The 19,737-nt window shown below is 57.2% G+C and carries 16 protein-coding genes; 5 read left to right on the top strand and 11 right to left on the bottom strand.

Going from position 1 to position 19,737, the window contains the following annotated elements:
* Positions 1–44: 44 nt before the first annotated feature.
* Positions 45–905: an Hsp33 family molecular chaperone HslO gene (hslO, locus tag ACN0VL_RS07645; protein ID WP_417616099.1), complete on the bottom strand. Its 861-nt coding sequence runs from the start codon at positions 903–905 to the stop codon at positions 45–47.
* 157 nt (positions 906–1,062) lie between these two features.
* Positions 1,063–1,458: a ribosome-associated heat shock protein Hsp15 gene (gene hslR, locus ACN0VL_RS07650; RefSeq protein ID WP_417616101.1), complete on the bottom strand. Its 396-nt coding sequence runs from the start codon at positions 1,456–1,458 to the stop codon at positions 1,063–1,065.
* A gap of 164 nt (positions 1,459–1,622) precedes the next feature.
* On the opposite strand from hslR, the gene nudE reads away from it, so the two are divergent.
* Both nudE and cysQ read left to right on the top strand, forming a co-directional pair.
* Entirely contained in the window at positions 1,623–2,180 is a 558-nt protein-coding gene (nudE, locus tag ACN0VL_RS07655; protein WP_417616103.1) for an ADP compounds hydrolase NudE, read from the top strand.
* A gap of 2 nt (positions 2,181–2,182) precedes the next feature.
* Positions 2,183–3,022 (top strand): 3'(2'),5'-bisphosphate nucleotidase CysQ, encoded by an 840-nt coding sequence (gene cysQ / locus ACN0VL_RS07660; RefSeq protein WP_417616105.1) that lies wholly within the window; start codon positions 2,183–2,185, stop codon positions 3,020–3,022.
* A gap of 141 nt (positions 3,023–3,163) precedes the next feature.
* Here cysQ and metJ read toward each other — a convergent pair whose 3' ends face one another.
* A complete protein-coding gene (gene metJ, locus ACN0VL_RS07665) occupies positions 3,164–3,496 on the bottom strand; it encodes a met regulon transcriptional regulator MetJ (protein ID WP_417616107.1) in 333 nt (110 codons plus the stop codon).
* A gap of 170 nt (positions 3,497–3,666) precedes the next feature.
* Between metJ and metB the strand changes: the two genes are divergently transcribed.
* Both metB and metL read left to right on the top strand, forming a co-directional pair.
* Positions 3,667–4,827: a cystathionine gamma-synthase gene (gene metB, locus ACN0VL_RS07670; RefSeq protein ID WP_417616108.1), complete on the top strand. Its 1,161-nt coding sequence runs from the start codon at positions 3,667–3,669 to the stop codon at positions 4,825–4,827.
* On the top strand, positions 4,827–7,265 hold the full coding sequence (metL, locus tag ACN0VL_RS07675) for a bifunctional aspartate kinase/homoserine dehydrogenase II (RefSeq protein WP_417616110.1): 2,439 nt from the start codon (positions 4,827–4,829) through the stop codon (positions 7,263–7,265). Before metB ends, metL begins: the two co-directional genes overlap by 1 nt.
* A 132-nt stretch (positions 7,266–7,397) precedes the next feature.
* On the opposite strand, the gene ACN0VL_RS07680 is transcribed toward metL, so the two are convergent.
* The 7 genes from ACN0VL_RS07680 to ybaK form a co-directional block, all read right to left on the bottom strand.
* On the bottom strand, positions 7,398–8,819 hold the full coding sequence (locus tag ACN0VL_RS07680; protein WP_417616112.1) for an aspartate ammonia-lyase: 1,422 nt from the start codon (positions 8,817–8,819) through the stop codon (positions 7,398–7,400).
* Between the two features lie 359 nt (positions 8,820–9,178).
* The gene (locus ACN0VL_RS07685; protein ID WP_417616114.1) at positions 9,179–9,427 is read right to left on the bottom strand and encodes a GlsB/YeaQ/YmgE family stress response membrane protein; all 249 of its coding nucleotides are present in this window, start codon (positions 9,425–9,427) and stop codon (positions 9,179–9,181) included.
* Between the two features lie 132 nt (positions 9,428–9,559).
* Positions 9,560–10,645 (bottom strand): DUF1513 domain-containing protein, encoded by a 1,086-nt coding sequence (locus ACN0VL_RS07690; RefSeq protein WP_417616116.1) that lies wholly within the window; start codon positions 10,643–10,645, stop codon positions 9,560–9,562.
* The gene (locus ACN0VL_RS07695; protein WP_417616118.1) at positions 10,645–11,679 is read right to left on the bottom strand and encodes an imelysin family protein; all 1,035 of its coding nucleotides are present in this window, start codon (positions 11,677–11,679) and stop codon (positions 10,645–10,647) included. Before ACN0VL_RS07695 ends, ACN0VL_RS07690 begins: the two co-directional genes overlap by 1 nt.
* Positions 11,676–13,055 carry a di-heme oxidoredictase family protein gene (locus ACN0VL_RS07700; RefSeq protein ID WP_417616120.1) on the bottom strand — a complete coding sequence of 460 codons (1,380 nt, stop codon included), beginning with the start codon at positions 13,053–13,055 and terminating at the stop codon, positions 11,676–11,678. Before ACN0VL_RS07700 ends, ACN0VL_RS07695 begins: the two co-directional genes overlap by 4 nt.
* Positions 13,056–13,201: 146 nt before the next feature.
* On the bottom strand, positions 13,202–14,464 hold the full coding sequence (locus tag ACN0VL_RS07705) for an imelysin family protein (protein ID WP_417616122.1): 1,263 nt from the start codon (positions 14,462–14,464) through the stop codon (positions 13,202–13,204).
* A gap of 584 nt (positions 14,465–15,048) precedes the next feature.
* Positions 15,049–15,510 carry a Cys-tRNA(Pro) deacylase gene (ybaK, locus tag ACN0VL_RS07710; protein WP_417616124.1) on the bottom strand — a complete coding sequence of 154 codons (462 nt, stop codon included), beginning with the start codon at positions 15,508–15,510 and terminating at the stop codon, positions 15,049–15,051.
* Between the two features lie 179 nt (positions 15,511–15,689).
* On the opposite strand from ybaK, the gene ACN0VL_RS07715 reads away from it, so the two are divergent.
* The gene (locus tag ACN0VL_RS07715; RefSeq protein ID WP_417616125.1) at positions 15,690–16,652 is read left to right on the top strand and encodes a bile acid:sodium symporter family protein; all 963 of its coding nucleotides are present in this window, start codon (positions 15,690–15,692) and stop codon (positions 16,650–16,652) included.
* A 339-nt stretch (positions 16,653–16,991) separates the two neighbouring features.
* On the opposite strand, the gene ppc is transcribed toward ACN0VL_RS07715, so the two are convergent.
* The gene (ppc, locus tag ACN0VL_RS07720) at positions 16,992–19,616 is read right to left on the bottom strand and encodes a phosphoenolpyruvate carboxylase (RefSeq protein WP_417616127.1); all 2,625 of its coding nucleotides are present in this window, start codon (positions 19,614–19,616) and stop codon (positions 16,992–16,994) included.
* Positions 19,617–19,737 lie beyond the last annotated feature (121 nt).

A 19,737-nucleotide genomic window follows, 5' to 3' on the forward strand; every position in this document is an offset into this window, starting at 1 on the left:
TTAATAAAAAAGGGGCACAATGGCCCCCATTATCGCACACAATGTTAATGAACTGTTGGTGAGTCATTAAAGATGCTTTGCACGTCTGCACCATTAAAGTGATAGTGCTGACCGCAGTAGTCGCAGTGCATCTCTATTTTACCTGCTTCTTTTACCGCCTCCTGGGCCTCTTCCTGGCCTAACTGCAGCAGTGCCTGTTCACACTTTTCGCGAGAGCAGGTGCACTTGAAACACACTGGCTGTGGATCAAACACCCGTACCGCTTCCTGATGATAGAGACGGTAGAGTACTTCGTGAGCATCCAGGGTCAGCAGCTCGTCGGCTTTAATGGTGTGGGTCAGTGCTTCCAGGTGAGTAAAGTCGCCGTTTTGCCCATTGGGCATGGCCTGCAGCAGCATGCCGGCACAACGAGGTTCGGCTTGTTGTGTATCGGTAAATAGCCAGATACGGGTGTCGAGCTGCTCGGACTGGGCAAAGTAGTTTTCCAGGCTTTCGCTGAGCGAGTGCTGACCCAGTTCCACTATGCCCTGATAGCGCTCGCCCTCAAACGGAGTAATGGTAATGGCGAGGTAGCCTTTACCGACCAGATCCGCCAGCTTTTCGGTGTCCGGCACTTCGCCTTCCCAACGTGCCACGCCCCGCATCTGTTGTTGGTGATCTCCGTTGATCACGGCTAACGAGACCGGGCCATCACCCTGTAGCTGCACGGTGATATGCCCCTCAAATTTGAGGGTAGCGGTCAGCAGGCTGGTCGCGGTAAGCAACTCGCCCAGCAGTCGGCGTACCGGAGCAGGGTAAGCCTGGGATGCCAGTACCTGCTGATAGCTTTGCTGCAGCTGCACCAGCTCGCCTCTTACCTGGTAGTTATCGAACAGGTAACGATGGAGTGTGTCTATGTGAGTCATAAAAAATCCTGTCTTCGCCTCTGGCCACTATGGCTTGCATATTGAGTACGTAATTGCTCCAACCTTTACGGTAAGGAGCGGTAGAATTCCCGCCTAACGCCTAACGCCTAACGCCTAACGCCTAACGCCTAACGCCTAACGCCTAACCGCGCATGGCTTATTCCTGCCCCTGCTTGATTTTAAGCAGAGAGCGGCGCTCTTTTTTGTCCGGTCTGCGTTGCGGGCTGGGTGCAAACTGGCTGTTGAGTTTACGCGCTTCGGCATTTTGCTCGCGCTTTTTCATACTGTCCGGAGTTTCCCGGTACAGCTGCTGGGCTTGCTCGGCCTTGCCCCTGTGCTCTGACAGAGCCAGCACCTCGACTTCCTTTTCGTCGTGCCCCTGACGCAGGCGAATATGAGCGCCTACCTCAATGAGTTTGCTGGGTTTGCTGCGCTGGCCATTATAATGCACCTTGCCGCCATCAATCATGGTGCGAGCCAGGCTGCGAGTCTTGTAGAAACGGGCGGCCCACAGCCATTTGTCGAGGCGAATGCTGGGAGTTGGTCCGTTCATATCACTCGCTCTTGTTGATAAATTGAAGATTAATCATACCAGATGCCGATAATCGAGGCGTCCTTTGGTCGCTGCAAATCCGATTTGTCCTCACTTGTAGGCAGACGTTTATCGCCAGTTGCGATAATCTCTGGGTAAGCTTAGCTAAAAGACGGAAGTGGAGCATGGCGGACAACAAGCAAAAACCTCAAATACTGCATACCGAATTGGTGGCAGAGAGTCGCTTATTCAAGGTGGAGTCGCTACATCTTAAATTTAGCAATGGCGTAGAGCGAGTTTACGAGCGCATGCGTAACAGTGGCCGAGGTGCCGTTATGCTGATACCCATGCTGGATGAAAATACTCTATTGTTGATCCGCGAGTACTCCGCCGGCACCCACAGTTATGAACTGGGCTTCCCCAAGGGGCTGATCGATCCCGGAGAAAATGCCATTGAGGCAGGTAACAGAGAGTTGATGGAAGAAATAGGTTATGGGGCGAGGCAGCTGACCCCCTTGAAGCAAGTCAGCCTGGCTCCCGGCTATTTTGGTAGCCGGATGGATATATTGTTGGCGCAAGATCTGTATCCTGAACAAAGAGAGGGAGATGAACCGGAACCCCTCGATGTGGTGCCCTGGCCGCTGGATCAAATAGATCAGTTGATGGCCCGATCCGATTTCAGTGAAGCGCGCAGCATCTGTGGCCTGTTTTTGCTACAAAGCTGGCTCAATAAAGAGGAGTAAACATGGATATCCATGCCTTGTTGCCCGGCGTCATCGCGGCTGCCCGAGAGTCCGGCAGGCTGATCCTGGCGCTGTACAACAGCGGACAGTATCAGGCCGAGAGCAAAGACGATGACAGTCCGGTCACCAGTGCCGATCTGGCGGCCCATGATTATCTTCAACATGCATTGCGAGCCATAGCCGACATTCCGGTGCTGTCGGAAGAAGGCTGTGAAGTGTCCTTGGCCGAGCGTAGCAGCTGGCCTCGCTATTGGCTGGTCGACCCTCTGGATGGTACTCAGGAATTTATTGCCGGCAGCGGCGATTTTTCGACCATGATAGCGCTGGTGGAAGACGGTAAGCCGGTGCTGGGGGTGGTGTACGGTCCGGTGAATGACTTGCTGTATTATGCGGTGTCCGGCAAGGGGGCGTTCAAGCAGGCCAAGGGGGAAACCAGGGCGATTTCATCCAGCCATTACGACGCGACCAGGCCGCTGACCCAGTTAAGGATCACCATTAGCCGTCGGCAAAATGTAGACTGGGTACGCGATCGTCTGACCACGGAGTTGGACTATCAACTGGTGCCTCTGGGGTCCAGCTCGTTAAAATCGTGTCTGGTGGCCGAAGGTGGCGCGGATATCTATATGCGTATTGGTCCCACCGGAGAATGGGACACGGGCGCGACGCAATGCATAGTGGAGGAAGCGGGAGGGCGCATTCTGGACCTGCATCTGGAGCCGCTCAGTTATAATCATCGCGACACCCTGATCAATCCCAACTTTATTACCCTGGGCGACGCCGGGTTACCCTGGCCCAAGATACTGGTTAATCCTGAAGGCCACGGCCCGAAAACAAAGTCGTAAGCCGGTCAGCCTGCCTCTTAGTCACAACTTTTTGATATGACTGCTGTTTGTCACGGCGAGACAGGCTCGCTCTCTCCAGACCCAGCCGCGCCATCCCTGGCGCGGCTGGTCGGCTGAGCAGACAGCTACCCGCAGGGCCTGTTATTCGTCGCCGTTGATCTCGAAGTCTTCTATTTCAAGACCCAGCTTGGCCATGATGTCCCGGGCGCGAGCAGGTATCTGATCGGAAACATCCTTGCGCAAGTCATCGTCTTGCGGCAAGGGCTGGCCGGTGTAGGCATGCAAAAAGGCTTCACACAACAGTTCACTGTTGGTGGCATGGCGTAAATTGTTTACCTGTCGGCGGGTACGCTCGTCGGTTAATATCTTCAATACCTTGAGCGGTATGGACACGGTAATTTTCTTAACTTGTTCATTTTTCTTGCCGTGCTCGGCATAAGGACTGATATAGTCGCCGTTCCATTCAGTTTTCATTATCCACCCGCATCAAGGTTAAAAAATTCGAGCCGAATTGTAACCCTTACATTTTATATTGGCAATCCAACAGCAAAGAGACTTAGACGTCTGGAAGGATTGACGGCTTATGAGCGCTGGGGTACTGTGCCCACAGAGACCCCAGGCTGCCAGAGTGCAAAGGAGATAATATGCCAGATTACCAGACCCAAACTCATGCCGTTCGTACCGGCATCGACACCGATACCCAGCATGGAGCCGTGGTACCGCCTATTTATCTGAGCAGTACTTATTCGTTTGCCGATTATAACGAGCAGCGTCGCTTTGACTATGCCCGCTCGGGCAACCCCACCCGTCAGACCCTGATTGACGCCCTCACCAGTATGGAAAAAGGCGGTGGTGCGGCCGTGACCTCCAATGGCATAGGCACCATCAATTTAATCGTGACCTCTCAGCTGCAGGCCGATGATCTGCTGATCGCCCCCCATGACTGTTACGGCGGCAGCCACCGCATCTTTAATGCCTTCGCCAAAAAAGGCCATTTCAAGGTGGAATACGTCGATCAGACCGACCCGGCTGCCGTGGCGGCGGCGATGGCGAAAAAGCCGAAAATGCTGTGGATTGAAACGCCGTCCAACCCCTTGCTGCGGGTGGTGGATATCGCCGCCCTGTGTGCCGCGGCCAAAGAGGTGGGAGCCTTGAGTGTGGTGGACAACACCTTCCTGTCTCCCGTGTTGCAACAGCCACTGACCCTGGGTGCCGATTTGGTGGTGCACTCGACCACCAAATATATCAATGGCCATTCCGATGCCCTGGGTGGCGCCGTGGTAGCCGCCTGTGCGGACCTTGCCGAAGAGCTGCGCTGGTGGGCCAACTGTCTGGGCCTGACCGGCTCTGCCTTCGACAACTACCAGACCCTGCGCGGGCTGCGCACACTGGGCGTGCGCATGCGCCAGCATTGCGACAACGCCGAAGCCGTGCTGGCTTACCTGCAAGGGCGCCCCGAAGTAAAAGCCGTGTATCACCCCAGCTTGCCAGACAGCCCGGGCCATGAAGTGGCAGCCCGCCAGCAATCGGGTTTTGGTGCCATGCTCAGCTTCGAACTGGATACCGATGAAGCCGGCATGCGTGCGTTTCTGAAGCAGCTCAAGCTGTTCTGTCTGGCGGAGTCCCTGGGCGGTGTGGAGAGCCTGATTGCCCACCCGGCCACCATGACCCACGCCGCCATGCCCGAGGCGGATCGCATTGTTGCCGGTATCAACGATCAATTGCTGCGTGTTTCCGTGGGTATTGAAGATGTTCGTGACTTGATCGCCGATTTTGACCAAGCTTTTAAGGTGTTAAGCAACTAATGACCCAGTACCAAGCTGATACCGGAACGCAACGGCGCCCGGTGCATAAATTTGGTGGCAGCAGCCTGGCCGATGCCGCCTGTTTTCACCGGGTGGCCGACATTATTCGCAGTCAAAAGCAGGCTGATGCACTGGTAGTGGTGTCGGCCTCGGGTAAAACCACCAATCGTCTGATTGAGTTGCTGAATTTGTTTGCCAGTGGTGACAACGCCGCTGCCACTACGCTGGAAGGGCTGTATCTTTTTCAGCAGCAGCTGATCATCAGCACCCTGAGCGAGGCGCATGCTGCTCCCTTGCTGACCCTGCTGGATGATGACATCAACCGTATCGCCGCCGCGCTGGAAAGCCGGCGGCTCGACGACTACCAGCGTAATTTTATTCAGTCTTTTGGCGAGCTGTGGTCGGCACGACTGTTGGCCAGCTTGTTGAATTGCCAGGGACTTCCGGCCGCCAGCCTGGATGCGCGCCGTTTTCTGCGGGTGTCCGGTTCGCCGGTGCAGGTCGACGACGCCTTTTCGCGCCAGCAGTTGCAGGCCATTCTGGCAGAGCACACCGATCAGATAGTGGTGGTGACCGGTTTTATTGCCGCGGATGCCGATGACAGAACCCGGCTGCTGGGGCGTAACGGCTCTGACTTTAGCGCGACCTTGCTGGCCGATCTGGCTGACAGCTCACACAGCACCATCTGGAGTGATGTGCCCGGCGTGTTCAGTGCTGATCCTCGCCGTGTTCAGGAAGCTCAGCTGCTGTCTCGCCTGTCTTTACCCGAAGCCGCCGAGCTGGCACGACTGGGGTCGTCGATATTGCACAGCCGTACCCTGGGGCCGGTGGCCGGCAGTCGGCAACAACTGATACTGCGCAGCAGCTATCATCCTGATGACGGTTATACCCGAATTTTGCGCCAGCATCCGCGGGAGCCGGGGGCGCGCATCGTGACCTCGGTTGACGATGCGGTGCTGATTGAAATGACCATATCGGATCGTTACCAGGACAGAGTCAACGCCCTGACCGACTGGTTAACCCAGCGCGAGCTGGCCCCCCTGGCCTGCAAGCGTCGACCCGAGCTCAAGCTGTGGCAGATTGCCTATACCCGCGAACAGGCTGAACAGGCCTTTTCCCTGTTGCGTGACCATCAGCCGGCAGGCGGCTTCGAAGGGTTGCAAGAGCGTGAAGGCTTCTCGCTGGTGGCGCTGGTTGGCCGGGGAGTCACGGCGCAACCCGAACAGTGTTTGCACTTTTACCATGCCTTGAACGAACAGCCGCTGGAGTTTATTCAGCCGGCCCAGAATGGCCTTAGCCTGGTCGGTATCGTACGTAAAATCACCCTCGAGCCGTTATTGCTGCGTTTGCATCAGAGCCTGTTCAGTCGGCCCAAGCGCATCGGCCTGATTTTATTTGGTCGCGGCAATATTGGCCGAGCCTGGCTTAAATTATATCAGCAGCAAAAAGATCGCCTGGAACAAAAGCTGAATGTACAGCTGACTCTTTATGGTGCGTTTGACTCCAAAGGCGGCATGCTGGCCAGCCAGGGGCTGGAAGTAGAGCGGGTGCTTAACGATTTTCAGCCGGTATCCATGGTCTGGCCAAACTGGCTGGAAAACCTGGAAGAGCACGGTTTCGATCAGTTGGTGGCGCTCGATTTTACCGCCTCCGGCAGTCTGGTGCAGTATTATCCGGAGCTGGTCGAGCAGCATATTCACCTGATTGCCGCCAACAAACTGGCCGGAGCGGCAGAGCAGGCTTTTTATCTGCGCCTGAAACAGAGTCTGGCCGAGCACAGTGTGCAGTTTTTAAGCAACGCCACCGTAGGTGCCGGCTTGCCGGTGCAAAGCAGCATCCGGCAATTGCAGCAATCGGGCGAACAGGTGCGCGCCATCAGCGGTATTTTTTCCGGCACCTTAAGCTGGTTGTTCCAGCATTTCGATGGCAGCCAGCCGTTTTCCGAGCTGGTGTTGCAAGCCTGGCAACAGGGCTTGACCGAGCCGGATCCCCGCCAGGATCTCAATGGCCAGGACGTGAAACGCAAGCTGGTGATACTGGCTCGCGAGGCTGGCTTTGATCTCGACCCTGCCCGGGTCAAGGTGCAGGATCTGGTGTCCGAGACGCTGGCTGCCCTGGATAAAGACGCCTTTTTCGAGCGTCTGCAGGAACTCGATCAACCCTTGGGCGAGGCGCTGGCTGCGGCCCGGAAAAAAGACGGTGTATTGCGCCATATCGCGCGCTTTGACGGGGTGAGTGGCGAGGCCAGTGTGGGGCTGGAAGTGGTGCCCCGGGAGCATGCGTTTGCGAACTTGCGCCCTGGCGATAACGTGTATGCCGTTGAAACCTGCCATTATCGGCAGAACCCGCTGGTGATCCAGGGGCCCGGTGCAGGGCGCGAAGTGACGGCGGGTGCCATGCAGACGGATTTATGGAATCTGCTGGCTAGCTTCAAGTAATTAAATACTGTGAAGAGTGAAGGGTGAAGAGTGAAGAGTGAGGCGCCAGGTTCACTCCATTGCGACTTCCCCCTCACTGCACAATAAAAAAGGCTCCCGATGGGGAGCCTTTTTGTTGTTGATAGCCTGGTTTTATGCGCTCTGCAGCATGGCCTTGGGCGACAGAATTTCAGCCAATTGCTCATCGGTCAGCAATTGTTCCTGCTTCACCAGCTCGGCCACGCCCTGGCCGGTTAGCAGTGCCCTGCCGGCGATGCGGCTGGCATTATCGTAGCCGATGTGTGGCACCAGTGCCGTCACTATGCCAATGCTCTGTTCAACATGCTGGGCACAGCGGTCTTTGTTGGCGGTAATGCCGCGGATGCACAATTCATCCAGCATGCGGATCGATTTTTCCAGCATGCGGCAGTTGTTCAGCAGGTTGAAGATGATCAGCGGCTCCATGGCGTTCAGTTGCAGCTGGCCGGCTTCGGCAGCCAGGGTCACCGTCATGTCGGTGCCCATCACCTGAAAGGCGGTCTGATTCATCGCTTCGGGGATCACGGGGTTGACCTTGCCCGGCATAATGGAAGAACCCGGCTGCACGGCGGGCAGGTTGATTTCACCCAGTCCGGTACGGGGGCCGCTGGATAACAAACGCAAGTCGTTGCTGAGCTTGGACAGCTTGATGGCCAGCCGTTTTAGTGTGCTGGAAAAGGTCACGAAGGCGCCCATGTCGGCGCTGGCGGCAATCAGGTTGGGTGCCAGGCTGACCGGCAGGCCGCTGATGTCCGCCAGCTCGTTGACGGCCAGGTGGGCATAGCCGTTGGGAGCGTTAATACCGGTGCCAATAGCGGTGCCACCCAGATTCACTTCGCATAGCTGCTGGCAGGCCTCGTCGAGGCGGCCGTTTTCTACGCTCAGATCGGCGGAAAAAGCGGCAAATTCCTGGCCCAGGGTCATGGGCACGGCGTCTTGCATCTGGGTGCGGCCCATCTTGAGAATATCGGCAAACTCCTGGCCTTTGGCCGCCAGGCTGTGCTGCAGATCGCTGATCACGGTTTTCAGGGATTGGGCCGCAAAGATGATGGCCAGGCGAGCCGCGGTAGGGTAGACGTCGTTGGTTGACTGCGAACGGTTGATGTCGTTATTCGGGTGCAGGTGGCGATATTCGCCTTTCTCGTACCCCATCTTGACCAGCCCGATATTGGCAATCACTTCATTGGCATTCATGTTGCTTGAAGTGCCGGCGCCACCCTGGATCAGATCGACAATAAACTGTTCGTGATAGTCACCACGAATCAGGTCCGAGCAGGCTTGTTGAATGGCCTCGGCCTTGTCATCGGTCAGTAATCCCAGCTGGTGGTTGGCGCGAGCCGCCGCCGCCTTCACCATGGCCAGGCCGCGTACCAATTCCGGGAAGTGGCTGATGGGCAGGCCGGTAATATCGAAGTTCTGTTGGGCGCGTTGGGTCTGGATGCCGTACCAGGCCGAGGCGGGCACGGCTTGTTCGCCGATGAGATCCTGTTCGATACGGGTCTGGTTGGGTGGCTCGGTAGCAGATTTGATAGTCATAAGTCCCTTTACGTGTATGTTGGATGAAAAGTCATGCTTGGTCTGCTCTTGATATGGGAGCTGTGTTAAGCGTAAAAACGGGGGGTATTGCGTCGCTGTGGTGCGGCTTTGACTCCGTCAATACCGTAGGGTACTGAACAGGGTAATGTCGTACCCCGATACGCCGGTAGGCGGTAATCCCGGTCAAGATAGCGAAATAGCGTGTGTTTTCCTAGTCCCCGACGCTATGGATGCTGGATTTTTGTGTAAGCGTCTAAAGGCTGAGGGAATGCCCGAGGCCAGTTTATTGGCGTGATCTAAGGGGTGAGGGGCGAGGAACTAAGCTCCTCACCCCTCACCCCATTATTCCTCACCGAGTATCACTTTTTCAGCAGTCGATAGACGAACAGCAGGGCGAGGGCGCCGATAATGGCGGTGAAAAAGCTGCCGAGGTTAAAACCGGTGACCACGCCAAACCCCAGGCGAGTACCGATCCAGCCACCGACGAAAGCACCGGCGATACCCAGCAGAATGGTCATGATAAAGCCGCCGCCATCCCGGCCGGGCATCAGCCACTTGGCGATAATACCGGCGATAAGGCCGAAAATAATCCAGCTTAAAATACCCATTGCATAACTCCTGTTGAAAAGTACCAGCGGTATGCTTTACGCCGTACGCTGTAAGTCAAAGAGGAATGGTGTTGGTCTTTAACTTATGGCGTATAGCGTACAGCTTATGGCGTTAGTTTTGCTGTTACATCGTTAGGCGTCAATGAAGGCCCAGTGATTATCCCATTGATACGCCGAATAAAAGCCTTGTTCGCGACTGCTACTGTCGAGCTGACGGATACCACCCTGGCCGCTACCCAGCCAGATCCGACCCTTGTTGGCCGAGGCGCCGGACGCATCCGGCAGGGGCGCGATGCGGATCAGTTCGCCACTGTGCCTGTGCCACAAGCCATAACAGTTACCCGGTGGCGAGGTGGCGGCGATCAGGGTGTCGGTGACGGCGATGCTGGCAATGTAGTGATTGAAGCGCGCCCAGTCGAGCGTACTGCCACCCAACGCCAGCAGTGGTTGGCCGGGACGGTGGCGTACAATCAGCGGCGGGTAATCGTCTGGTTCGCCTCTGTCTTGCTGGCCAGCAAACACGTCACCGTCTGCGGTCACCGCCAGGTGGCGAATGGACAGCTGCTTGTCCGTCAGGGTGGCCTGTTCCTGCAGTTCGCCGCTGGCGGCATCGAGGTAGCTGAGGCTGGGCGCCATGGTCTCCAGATTCAAGGGCTCACGGCCATGGGTATGCACACCCCCCACGCCAATCACCAGGTTGCCGTTGGGCATCAGACGAATTTCATGGGGGCCAATACCAAAGCCGCTATATTCTGCGACCTTTTCCAGCCGGTTGCCGGCGAGGCTATAAACGCCAATCACGCCCTGACTGTTACCGCTCACGCCTTCGGTGGTAAACAAGGTATGGCCATCGGCGCTGAATACTCCGTGGCCGTAGTAATGACGGCCGGGGTCGGCCTGGCGTAGCTGCAGGGTGGCACCGCTTTGGTGATTGAACAGACATAAAAACCGGCCGGGGCGCCTTGCATGGCACACCGCCAGCGGCAAGCTGGGGTGCACCGCCATGCCGTGGCCCCGGGCGGGTAAAGGGAGCTGGTAGCGCAGGCCGCCATCCAGATTCAGTGCCTGTACTACGTATTGACCCTGGCCGCGTCGGCCGCCGCCAATCAGATAAGACTGACGGTCAGGCCGGGTAGCAGGCAAGGCGCAGCCCACCAACCCCAGGCTACTCAGGACGCCGGCGGCCGATAAGGCCTTTAAAAACTGCCGCCGCTGCATCAGTCACCGTCCGTGGCATTAAAGCCCAGGCTTAAGCCCAGTTCACCGGGTAGCCGTTGCTTCAGCTGATAGCCCAGCTGGTCGAATGACAGTTTGAAGCGCAACAGCTCGCCATAGTTATCGCCTGTCAGCCAATAGGCCAGGCTGTCACCGCTGGGCAGGTGTGCCAGGGCATCGGCAAAGGCCTCATCCAACGCACTCACGGTAGCTTGATGCGGGTGGCCGGCGTGCAGCAGATAGGCGCGCATGCCACCCAGCTGATATTCCTGCTCAAGTGAGGTGAGACTGGCGCGCAGGAAGTGTAACGATTGCTCGCTGCGCCAGGCTTCGGCAAACAGTGGCCGGGGGTTTGGTGCGGTATTCAGCGGCAGTAGCAATTTCTTTTCGATGCGATCGAAACGGTGGGACAGCTGGCCCAATACCCGAGTCAGCAGGGCAGTAGCGCCCCCTTGCCGCTGCATTTGCGCCAGTTGTTGCTGGTAGCCGCTGTTATTGTGCCAGGTCGTTTGCAGCAGCTGGCCATTGCTGGCCAGCTGCGCCGTGATGCTGGGTAGCAACAGACAGCGCTGCCGGGGACTCAAGTCGTTTTCCAGCAAGTACTCCACCGCGCTCAGGGTGGTGACCACGCCACGATGGGGCGCAGAGCCGCCTTGGGCGACGGCGGCCAGCTCGCGTTGAACCTGCTTGCCGACCGTGTCTTTTTTATCCGGCCAGAATTGAAAGGCAAAACTTAATCCTGCGGCATCCAGTGGGCCGCCGCTTTGTCCCTGATGCGCACTCCAGGCGTCAAAACTGCGGCGCCACTCTTGTTTTACCGGGGCGAGTGAGGGGGTGGGCTGTTGCTCGGCTTGCCGGCAGTAATCAGTGCTGGCTTGCTGCAGCTGGGTTAATTCGTGGGCCAGCACATCGGCCTGCTGACGCATAAAGCCAAGGTGATCCTTGGCCAGGGTTTGCAGTGCGGCGTCGGCGGCGGGTTGGCTTTGGCAGGCGCCAAGCGCGCCCAGGGTGGCCAGCAGTAACAAGGTCTTCTTCATAGCGACTCCAGGAAAGCGATCAGTTGCGCGCGCTCGGTCGTGCCCATGGCGATCACGCTCTGTTTGGCCGGTTCGGCTTCGCCCCCGTGCCAGAGAATGGCTTCCAGCAGGGTGCGGGCGCGCCCGTCATGGAGGTAAAAGGCACCTTCTGTACCCGCGACTTCGGCGGCATAGCCCAGTCCCCATAACGGAGGCGTGCGCCATTCGTGGCCGCTGGCTAAAAATTCGGGTCTGTGATCGGCGAGCCCCTCGCCCATGTCGTGCAACAGCAAGTCGGTATACGGGTAAATTTTCTGCCGACTGAGCGCCGGGCTTTCGTGTTGACCCGTGGTGTACGAAGGCGTGTGGCAGCTGCTGCAACCCAGGGCGAGAAACAGCTGCTCTCCGGCTATTACGTCCGGGTTATCCAGATGGCGACGAGCAGGGACGGCCAGGTGCTGGCTGTAGAAGGTAACGGCATCCAGAATGTCTTCACTCACTTCCAGTTCGCCGCCATTGGCAAAGCGTTCACAGGCTTGTGCTGCGGTGCAGTCATCGGCTAACGCCAACGAAGAAGTAATGCCCATATCACCGGCAAAGGCGCTGGCATTTTGTTGGCGCAGGTTGGGTTGGCCGGCTTTCCAGCCAAAGCGGCCCAGCACGGTTTGTTGTGTTTTGTTGTCCCATACCCGGTTGGCGCGACCGCTGATGCCATCGCCATCCGGGTTGTCACGTACCAGGAGGTCCGCTTCATCAATGGCTTCCAGCAGTCCAAGGCCAATCATGGGCGGGGCTATGCGCGCCGAAAACAAGGTATCCGGGTGCAGTTCACCGTAGCCGAGATCGGTCACCGTGAGTCTGGGTTGTCGTAACTCCACTCGAGTGCCATCACTCAGGGTGACGTTATGGGTGTGGTAGCTGATATTCACCTTGCCTTCGGGGAGCGCACCCGGAATGGCCATGTCTTGCAGCTGGCCACCATAAGTCGGCTCGTTGATCACGCCCTGCACCTTTAACAAGGCTTGCTGCTCGGGGCTGTCATCGGCCGGAATAGACAAGCGGACCAGCATGGACACCGCATTATCCCCCCTGGCTCGAGGAGGGTGGCCGCGGCCGTCTTTTATGTGGCAGCCCTGGCAGGCGTTGGTATTAAACAGCGGGCCTAAACCATCACGGGCATCGGTCGTGGCCGGGGCCGTTACCCAGGGGTTGCGAAAAAAGCTGTTGCCCACCGAAAAGTCGAGTCGTTTATCAAAGCTCAAATTCGTCGCCGGCATCGAAAAGGCATTGCCGCCGGTTTTGTCGGTGGTGGTGCTGCCACCCGGTTTGGCGGGATTTGCATGGGCATTGAATGCCAGCGTTACGCACAGCAGTGCGGCTGAGAATCGAAATTGCATAAAGAGTCCAGAATAAAAATGGTGAAGAGCGAAGAGAGATGAGTAAAAAGGAAAATGCACCGTCTTTAGATACGGTGCATTTTCTTTGGCCTGGGTGTGATTTTCGCCCCCTTCACTTTTTACCCTTCACCCTTTACGAGATGCGCCTAAAACTCGTGATCGGCCGTGTCCGGGCCCAGGTTGTTGATGCCTATGGTATTGGCCGCCAGCTCAATGGCGCGAGTCTGCTCAACCAGCGCATCGATGGCATCTTGTACCAGCTGATTACCTGCCGGGTTATCGGCACTGATTAACTGATCGAAATGAACATGATTCACTTCGGCCGACTGTACCAGCTGGTAAACCGCTTGCTCACTGGAACGCATTTGCGCATCAATCTGTCTGGCGGCGGCGTTGTCTTGCTGAGCCACCAGTTGTAGCAATGACGGCCCCTGCAAGGTGCTGCCGTCGATGCGCTGATACTCACCAAACATCAGGTTAACGATGCCTTTCTCGTTGTAGTAATGGGAGTTGTGGGTGTTATCGGAGAAGCAGTCGTGCTCGTCTTCTACCGAGTTGGCCACGAGTGCCACCTTCATGCGTTCGCCGGCCAGCTCGCCCAACGACAATGAACCCATGCCAAACAGCATGCGGCGGAGGCCTTCTTCGGCGGGCAGCGCGGTCAGTTCGGCACGGTAGTTATCGGTACTGCCTGCTTGCCACTGGCTGCTCATCCAACCCAGGTCACTTATCAACAACTGACTGGCGGCCTGCAGGTAATCACGGCGACGATCACAGTTGCCGTTGGTGCAATCGGCACCCAGCACATAATCGGTATAAGGACGCTCACCGGCGCCTGGCCCTGTGCCGTTAACATCCTGACCCCAGAGCAAAAATTCGATGGCGTGATAACCGGATGCCACGTTGGCTTCCGAGCCGGCCACCTCGTTAAGGCCAGCCAGCAGCTCGGGCGTAATATGAGTGACATCCAGGCGTTCGCCACCGACCTGCAATAGGGTGTTGGCAATAATATTGGCGGTTGCGCCCTCGTTGCCCAGCTCGTGCTGATAACCCGGTGCTACATAGTCAATCAGGCCTTCATCCAGCGGCCAGGCATTCAGCTGACCTTCCCAGTCGTCTACCACAGGGTTGGCGAAACGGAAGGTTTCAGACTGTTGATAAGGAACACGCGCCGCAATCCAGGCAGTCCGTGCTTGCGCCAGGGTATGCTCGCTTGGGCTGGCCAGCAATTGCTTGATGGCGACGTCCAGCTGCTCGGCGGCAGTCAAGGAGTCGGCGTACACCGCATGGGCGATGTCGGCATAATGCTCAACCACTTCGTTTTGAGTGACGGCTGGCGTTTTTGTTTGGGCGCAACCGCTCAGCAGGGCGCCAATGGCGGCGGCGAGCACGAGTTTAGGGTAAGGCATTCAGTAATCCTTTATGACTATGCGTGTGAGAATCGTTTGTATTAGCAGGCGTAATAGTAGCGTTTTTAATTAAACCGCCGCAAGAAATAGTGAAAAAAATGTTCCGAAATGTGCTCGAAGTAATAGCGCAGGCTGAGTGCTTTCAGGGGGTGAGATTATCTGTATCTGACAGCTTAACGCTGATCGCTAAGGGCTTGTCTCTTAGTCACAAGTAGCTAGCCAGTGAATGAATGCCCAGAGGCAGCTAGGTACCCTCCTCCGACACGCTAAACTGCATCCCTGCGACGCTCAGCACATGACGTCCTTGTCATGTGATGGTCGGCTGAGGCTATCCCAGCCGCCTCTTTTTAGGCCCCGAGTCTTCGGTGAACATCACTGACCGACGGCACCGGTGCCAATGGGAAGGCAGAGGGTGTCTGCTCAGCCGACCATCCGCGCCAGGGATGGCGTGGTTTGAGCCCCCATGGATGGGTTCACAGCGTGTCGGAGGAGTAGTGCCCTCTGCCTGACAAGCCACACTAATTTCAAAAAACATCAACAAGAAATAGTTGTGACTAAGAGACAGGCTAAGGGCTTGCCCTGCGCTATTCGGCAATATCCGCGATAACGGCGTTGAGCAAGCTGTGTAGCAGGTCGGCGGTCACACCGAGTGACAAGCCGCGTTTGCCGCCAGAGACCAGGATCTGGGCATGTTGACGGGCCGAAGCATCCAGCACGACAGGCAGGCGTTTTTTTTGTGCAAACGGGCTGATACCCCCCACCTTGTAGCCGGTGAGGCGCTCGGCCTTGGCCGGGGGCATCATGTCGAGCTTTTTCACTCCGGCCGCCTTGGCCAACCGTTTCAGGTTTACCTTGCCCGAAGAGGGCACCAGCGCCACCACGGCACCTTGTTCGCCTTCGGTCAGCAGGGTCTTGAATACCTGATCAAGTGGCACCTGCAACTGCTCGGCGGCATGGGCTCCAAAGTCGTCCTGGGCCGAGCATTCATATTGATGCAGGGTAAACGGGGACTGCTGTTTTTCCAGAAACAAGATGGCGGGGGTCATGGCAAAGTCCGGGCAGAGGGAAGTAAGATAAGCATCATTATGCAAAAAAATTACGGCTGATTAAATCAGTGAGAGAGATCCGGTTTGTAAATATACTCGCATTTTACTAACGAAATGTGATTACAATTCCGCTTTGTTATTCATGTTGGGTAACACCACTTTAACCAGAGAGAAGCATAATGTTAGCCCTGATCACCCAGTTGTTCCCGCTGTGGGCCTTGTTGTTATCGGTTTTGGCCTTTTTTCAGCCCGAGCTGTTCGTCGGCATTAAAGGCCAGATCGTGCCTTTACTGACCATTATCATGCTGTGTATGGGCCTAACGCTCAGTATCCATGATTTTCGTAATGTTATCGCCAGCAGGAAGGCCTTGTTGGTGGGGGTCATACTGCAGTTTAGCGTCATGCCGGTGGTGGCCCTGCTGATAGCGCTGTTATTCGGCTTTGATGCCGAGCTGACCGTGGGCATGTTGTTGGTGGGCAGCGTGGCGGGGGGAACCTCATCCAACGTGATGTGTTATCTGGCGAAAGGCGATACGGCGTTGTCGATTTCCATGACGGCCATTTCTACCTTGCTGGGTGTGGTACTCACTCCTGTGCTGGTGGCGCTGCTGGTCGGGCAAAGCGTGGATGTGCCGGTGCAGTCTATGTTGATTAGTTTGCTGCAGGTAGTGGTGGCACCCGTGCTGCTGGGGGTGGGCATCAATTACTTTGCCGGTGGGCTGATTCGGAAGCTGGATCCGGTGCTGCCGTTATTCTCCATGGCCGCCATCGTGCTGATCGTCGCCATCGTAGTGGCTCTGAATGTGGACAACATCGCCCATATCGGCGGCATAGTGGCGCTGGCGGTGGTGTTGCACAATAGTTGTGGCCTGCTGTTGGGCTATGGCATTACCGCCATGATGGGGTTCGACAAGAAAGTCTGCCGGACCATCGCCTTCGAGGTGGGACTGCAAAATTCCGGACTGGCGGCGGCACTGGCGATGAAGTTCTTCACCCCGGCTGCGGCCCTGCCCGGTACCCTGTTCAGCGTGTGGCACAACATTTCCGGCTCCCTGCTGGCCGGTTACTGGGCCAAGAAGTCACTCGTGGAAACGGCTGCCGCCTCGCCGGAAGCAGGTAGCAAGCTCGCCAGTAAAGGCTAATACCAATTACACTAAACCATTGAGCTATTCCTACTTCATGTAAAGGTCGAACAAACGGCCTACTCCACCGACCCGCTGCAAGCACATCCATGTGGCGCTCAGCACATGACCTCCCTGTCATGTGATGGTCGGTGGAGTAGAACCCTTTGTCCTCCTTGATGCTGCAGAGTTACCTGCTGGCACTATCTTCGGGCAACTCGGTGTTCAGAAAGAGGCAGCAGAGCTCGTCTCCCACAACCGTGAAATACCATGGACGGTATTTCCCGAGCCCCCATATATGGGTTCATGGCGTGTCGGAGGAGTAGTGCCCTCTGCCAGACGCCACACTTCCAGCTGTGGTTACCCCGTGTTCCGCATACCGGCGGCGATGCCGGCTATGGTCACCATCAGCGCCTGATCCAGTGCCGGGCTAATATCATCCTCTTCATGCTGGCGTGAACGTTTTAACAGCTCGGCCTGCAACACGTTGAGCGGATCCGTATAGGGGTTGCGCAGCTTGATGGACTCCTTGATCCAGGGTTCGTTCGATAACAGCTCGGCTTCTTCTTTCAGCTGCAATATCAGCTTCATGCTGGTCTGTAACTCATCCCGTAACCGCTTGCCCAACGGCTTAAGCTCGGTCGGCACCAACAGGCTGTCGTAGTAGGCCGCCAGGTTCGAGTCGGCCTTGAGAAACACCATTTCCAGCATATCGAGTCGGGCACGGAAGAAGGGCCACTGCTTGTTCATGGCCATCAGAGCACTTTCCTGCCCGTCGGCGATGACCTGTTCCAGCCCTTTGTGGGCGCCGAGCCAGGCGGGCAGCATCAGTCGGTTTTGCGTCCAGGCAAAAATCCAGGGAATGGCGCGCAGGCTTTCTACGCCGCCGGGCCTGCGCTTGGCAGGGCGCGAGCCGAGCGGCAGCTTGACCAGTTCCTGCTCGGGGGTGGCGGCGCGAAAGTAGGGAACGAAGTCTGGCTCGTCGCGGATCAGCGAGCGATAGTGCGCACAGGAGACATCGGCTATGGTGTCCATGAGCTCGCGCCACTGGGGCTCGGGCTCGGGCGGCGGCAGCAGGTTGGCCTCCAGCACGGCGCTGGCATAGAGTGCCAGGCTGTCGATGGCCACCTTGGGCAGGCCGAATTTAAAGCGGATCATCTCGCCTTGTTCGGTGACCCGCAATCCGCCCAGCGTCGAGCCGGGAGGCTGAGCCAGAATCGCCTGCCGCGCCGGACCGCCGCCGCGACCCAGGCTGCCGCCCCGGCCGTGAAACAGGGTCAGTTTGATTTGCTCGCGATCGCTAATGGCCACCAGCTTTTCCATGGCGCTGTATTGCGCCCAGCCAGCGGCCATCATGCCGGCGTCTTTGGCCGAGTCGGAATAGCCAATCATCACATACTGACGGCCTTGCAGATAACCGCGATACCAGGGCAGCTTGTAGAGCTGCTCTATGACATCGGCGCCGTTATTGAGATCGTCCAGGGTTTCAAACAGGGGCGCGACCGGCATCGGGAAGTTCACGCCGCACTCTTTCAGCAACAGCTGTACGGCCAGCACGTCGGATGGAGCACCGGCCATGGAGATGGTGTAGATGCCGAAGGCGTCTTGTGGATGCTCGGCAATGACCTGGCAGGTATCCAGCACTTCCCGGGTTTCCGCACCGGGTTGCCACTGACGTGGCAGCAACGGACGGCGAGAATTCAGTTCATTGAGCAGGAAGGCTTGCTTGTCGGCCTCGCTCCAGTCGGCATAATCACCCAGCCCCAGATAGCGGCTGATTTCGGCCAGGGCCTGAGTGTGGCGCTCGCCATCCTGGCGAATATCCAGCTTGAGCAGATGAATGCCAAAGCAGGCGACCTTGCGGATCACGTCCAGCAGCAGGCCGTCGGCGATTTTGCCCAGGCCGCAGTCCTGCAAGGAGCGATAACACAGCTCCAATGGCTGGCGCAGTTGCTCTGTGGTGGTGATCAAATCTCGCGCATCGGTACTCTGGCCTTGCACCTTGGCGTTGAGGAACATCAGGGTTTCGCGTAAATCTTCGCGAAGCTGGCGCAAGATGACGCGGTAAGGCTCGTCGTGGTGCTCGGTCTGTTGAGCAAGCTCATCGTTGGCCTGCGACATCGACAGCTCGGAGACCAGCTCTTGAATATCGTTGAGAAACAGCGAGCTGGCCATCCAGCGGCCCAGCAACAGCACCTCCCGGGTGACCTTGGCGGTCACGAAAGGGTTGCCGTCTCTGTCGCCGCCCATCCAGGAGGCGAAACGCACCGGAGCGGCATCCAGCGGCAGGCGAATACCCAGCTGGGTGTGCAGTTGCTCATCGAGCTGGCGCATAAACCTAGGCAGGGCCGGCCAGAGGCTGTTCTCGATAACCGCAAAACCCCACTTGGCTTCGTCGACCGGGGTGGGGCGCTGGGCGCGAATTTCATTACTGTGCCAGGCCTGAGTAATGAGTTGTTCGACTCGCTCCAGTAATTCCGCTTTCTCCGGCTCGGGCAAGTCCAGTTCCAGTGCCGCCAGACAGTCGTTGAGCTGCACATGCTTGTGAATAAAGGTGCGGCGGGTCACTTCCGTGGGGTGGGCGGTGAGCACCAACTCTATGTCGAGTTCGGCCACGGCGGCCTTGATGCTGTCTTCGTTAATCTCGGCCGTTTTCAACCGTTCAAATACCTGACTCAGGGGGCCGGCGCCGGCCTCGTGCTGAGTCTGGCGAGAAATGGTATGAAACTGTTCGGCCACGTTGGCCAGGTTAAGAAACTGACTGAAGGCTCGGGCTACGGGTAATAGCTCGTCGTCACTCAAGTGCTTGAGCGTATCGAGCAGCTGCTGCTGGTCGTCGTCGTTACCTTGACGAGCCGACTTGGCCAACTGGCGTATGGTTTCTATCTTGTCGAGAAAGCTTTGGCCATGGTGATCCTTGATGGTATCGCCCAGCAACTGCCCCAGCAGGCCAACATTGGCCCTGAGTGCCGCATGATTATCCATATCTGCCTCATCTATCTAGTTGTTATCACTTTTTGTTTCCGCTGCAGGTATCTAGCCAGCTTTCGTAATGGCGGTCAATCCTGCTGAAGAGGGCGGAGTATTTTTGGGAGCTGGTTCGCTA

It is taken from the genome of Oceanisphaera sp. (genome assembly GCF_048268965.1).
Lineage (GTDB): Bacteria > Pseudomonadota > Gammaproteobacteria > Enterobacterales > Aeromonadaceae > Oceanimonas.

Bases quoted from the DNA above. Each gene is read 5' to 3' on its own strand.
- hslO (WP_417616099.1), bottom strand. From the start codon at position 905: ATGACTCACATAGACACACTCCATCGTTACCTGTTCGATAACTACCAG.
- hslR (WP_417616101.1), bottom strand. From the start codon at position 1,458: ATGAACGGACCAACTCCCAGCATTCGCCTCGACAAATGGCTGTGGGCC.
- nudE (WP_417616103.1), top strand. From the start codon at position 1,623: ATGGCGGACAACAAGCAAAAACCTCAAATACTGCATACCGAATTGGTG.
- cysQ (WP_417616105.1), top strand. From the start codon at position 2,183: ATGGATATCCATGCCTTGTTGCCCGGCGTCATCGCGGCTGCCCGAGAG.
- metJ (WP_417616107.1), bottom strand. From the start codon at position 3,496: ATGAAAACTGAATGGAACGGCGACTATATCAGTCCTTATGCCGAGCAC.
- metB (WP_417616108.1), top strand. From the start codon at position 3,667: ATGCCAGATTACCAGACCCAAACTCATGCCGTTCGTACCGGCATCGAC.
- metL (WP_417616110.1), top strand. From the start codon at position 4,827: ATGACCCAGTACCAAGCTGATACCGGAACGCAACGGCGCCCGGTGCAT.
- ACN0VL_RS07680 (WP_417616112.1), bottom strand. From the start codon at position 8,819: ATGACTATCAAATCTGCTACCGAGCCACCCAACCAGACCCGTATCGAA.
- ACN0VL_RS07685 (WP_417616114.1), bottom strand. From the start codon at position 9,427: ATGGGTATTTTAAGCTGGATTATTTTCGGCCTTATCGCCGGTATTATC.
- ACN0VL_RS07690 (WP_417616116.1), bottom strand. From the start codon at position 10,645: ATGCAGCGGCGGCAGTTTTTAAAGGCCTTATCGGCCGCCGGCGTCCTG.
- ACN0VL_RS07695 (WP_417616118.1), bottom strand. From the start codon at position 11,679: ATGAAGAAGACCTTGTTACTGCTGGCCACCCTGGGCGCGCTTGGCGCC.
- ACN0VL_RS07700 (WP_417616120.1), bottom strand. From the start codon at position 13,055: ATGCAATTTCGATTCTCAGCCGCACTGCTGTGCGTAACGCTGGCATTC.
- ACN0VL_RS07705 (WP_417616122.1), bottom strand. From the start codon at position 14,464: ATGCCTTACCCTAAACTCGTGCTCGCCGCCGCCATTGGCGCCCTGCTG.
- ybaK (WP_417616124.1), bottom strand. From the start codon at position 15,510: ATGACCCCCGCCATCTTGTTTCTGGAAAAACAGCAGTCCCCGTTTACC.
- ACN0VL_RS07715 (WP_417616125.1), top strand. From the start codon at position 15,690: ATGTTAGCCCTGATCACCCAGTTGTTCCCGCTGTGGGCCTTGTTGTTA.
- ppc (WP_417616127.1), bottom strand. From the start codon at position 19,616: ATGGATAATCATGCGGCACTCAGGGCCAATGTTGGCCTGCTGGGGCAG.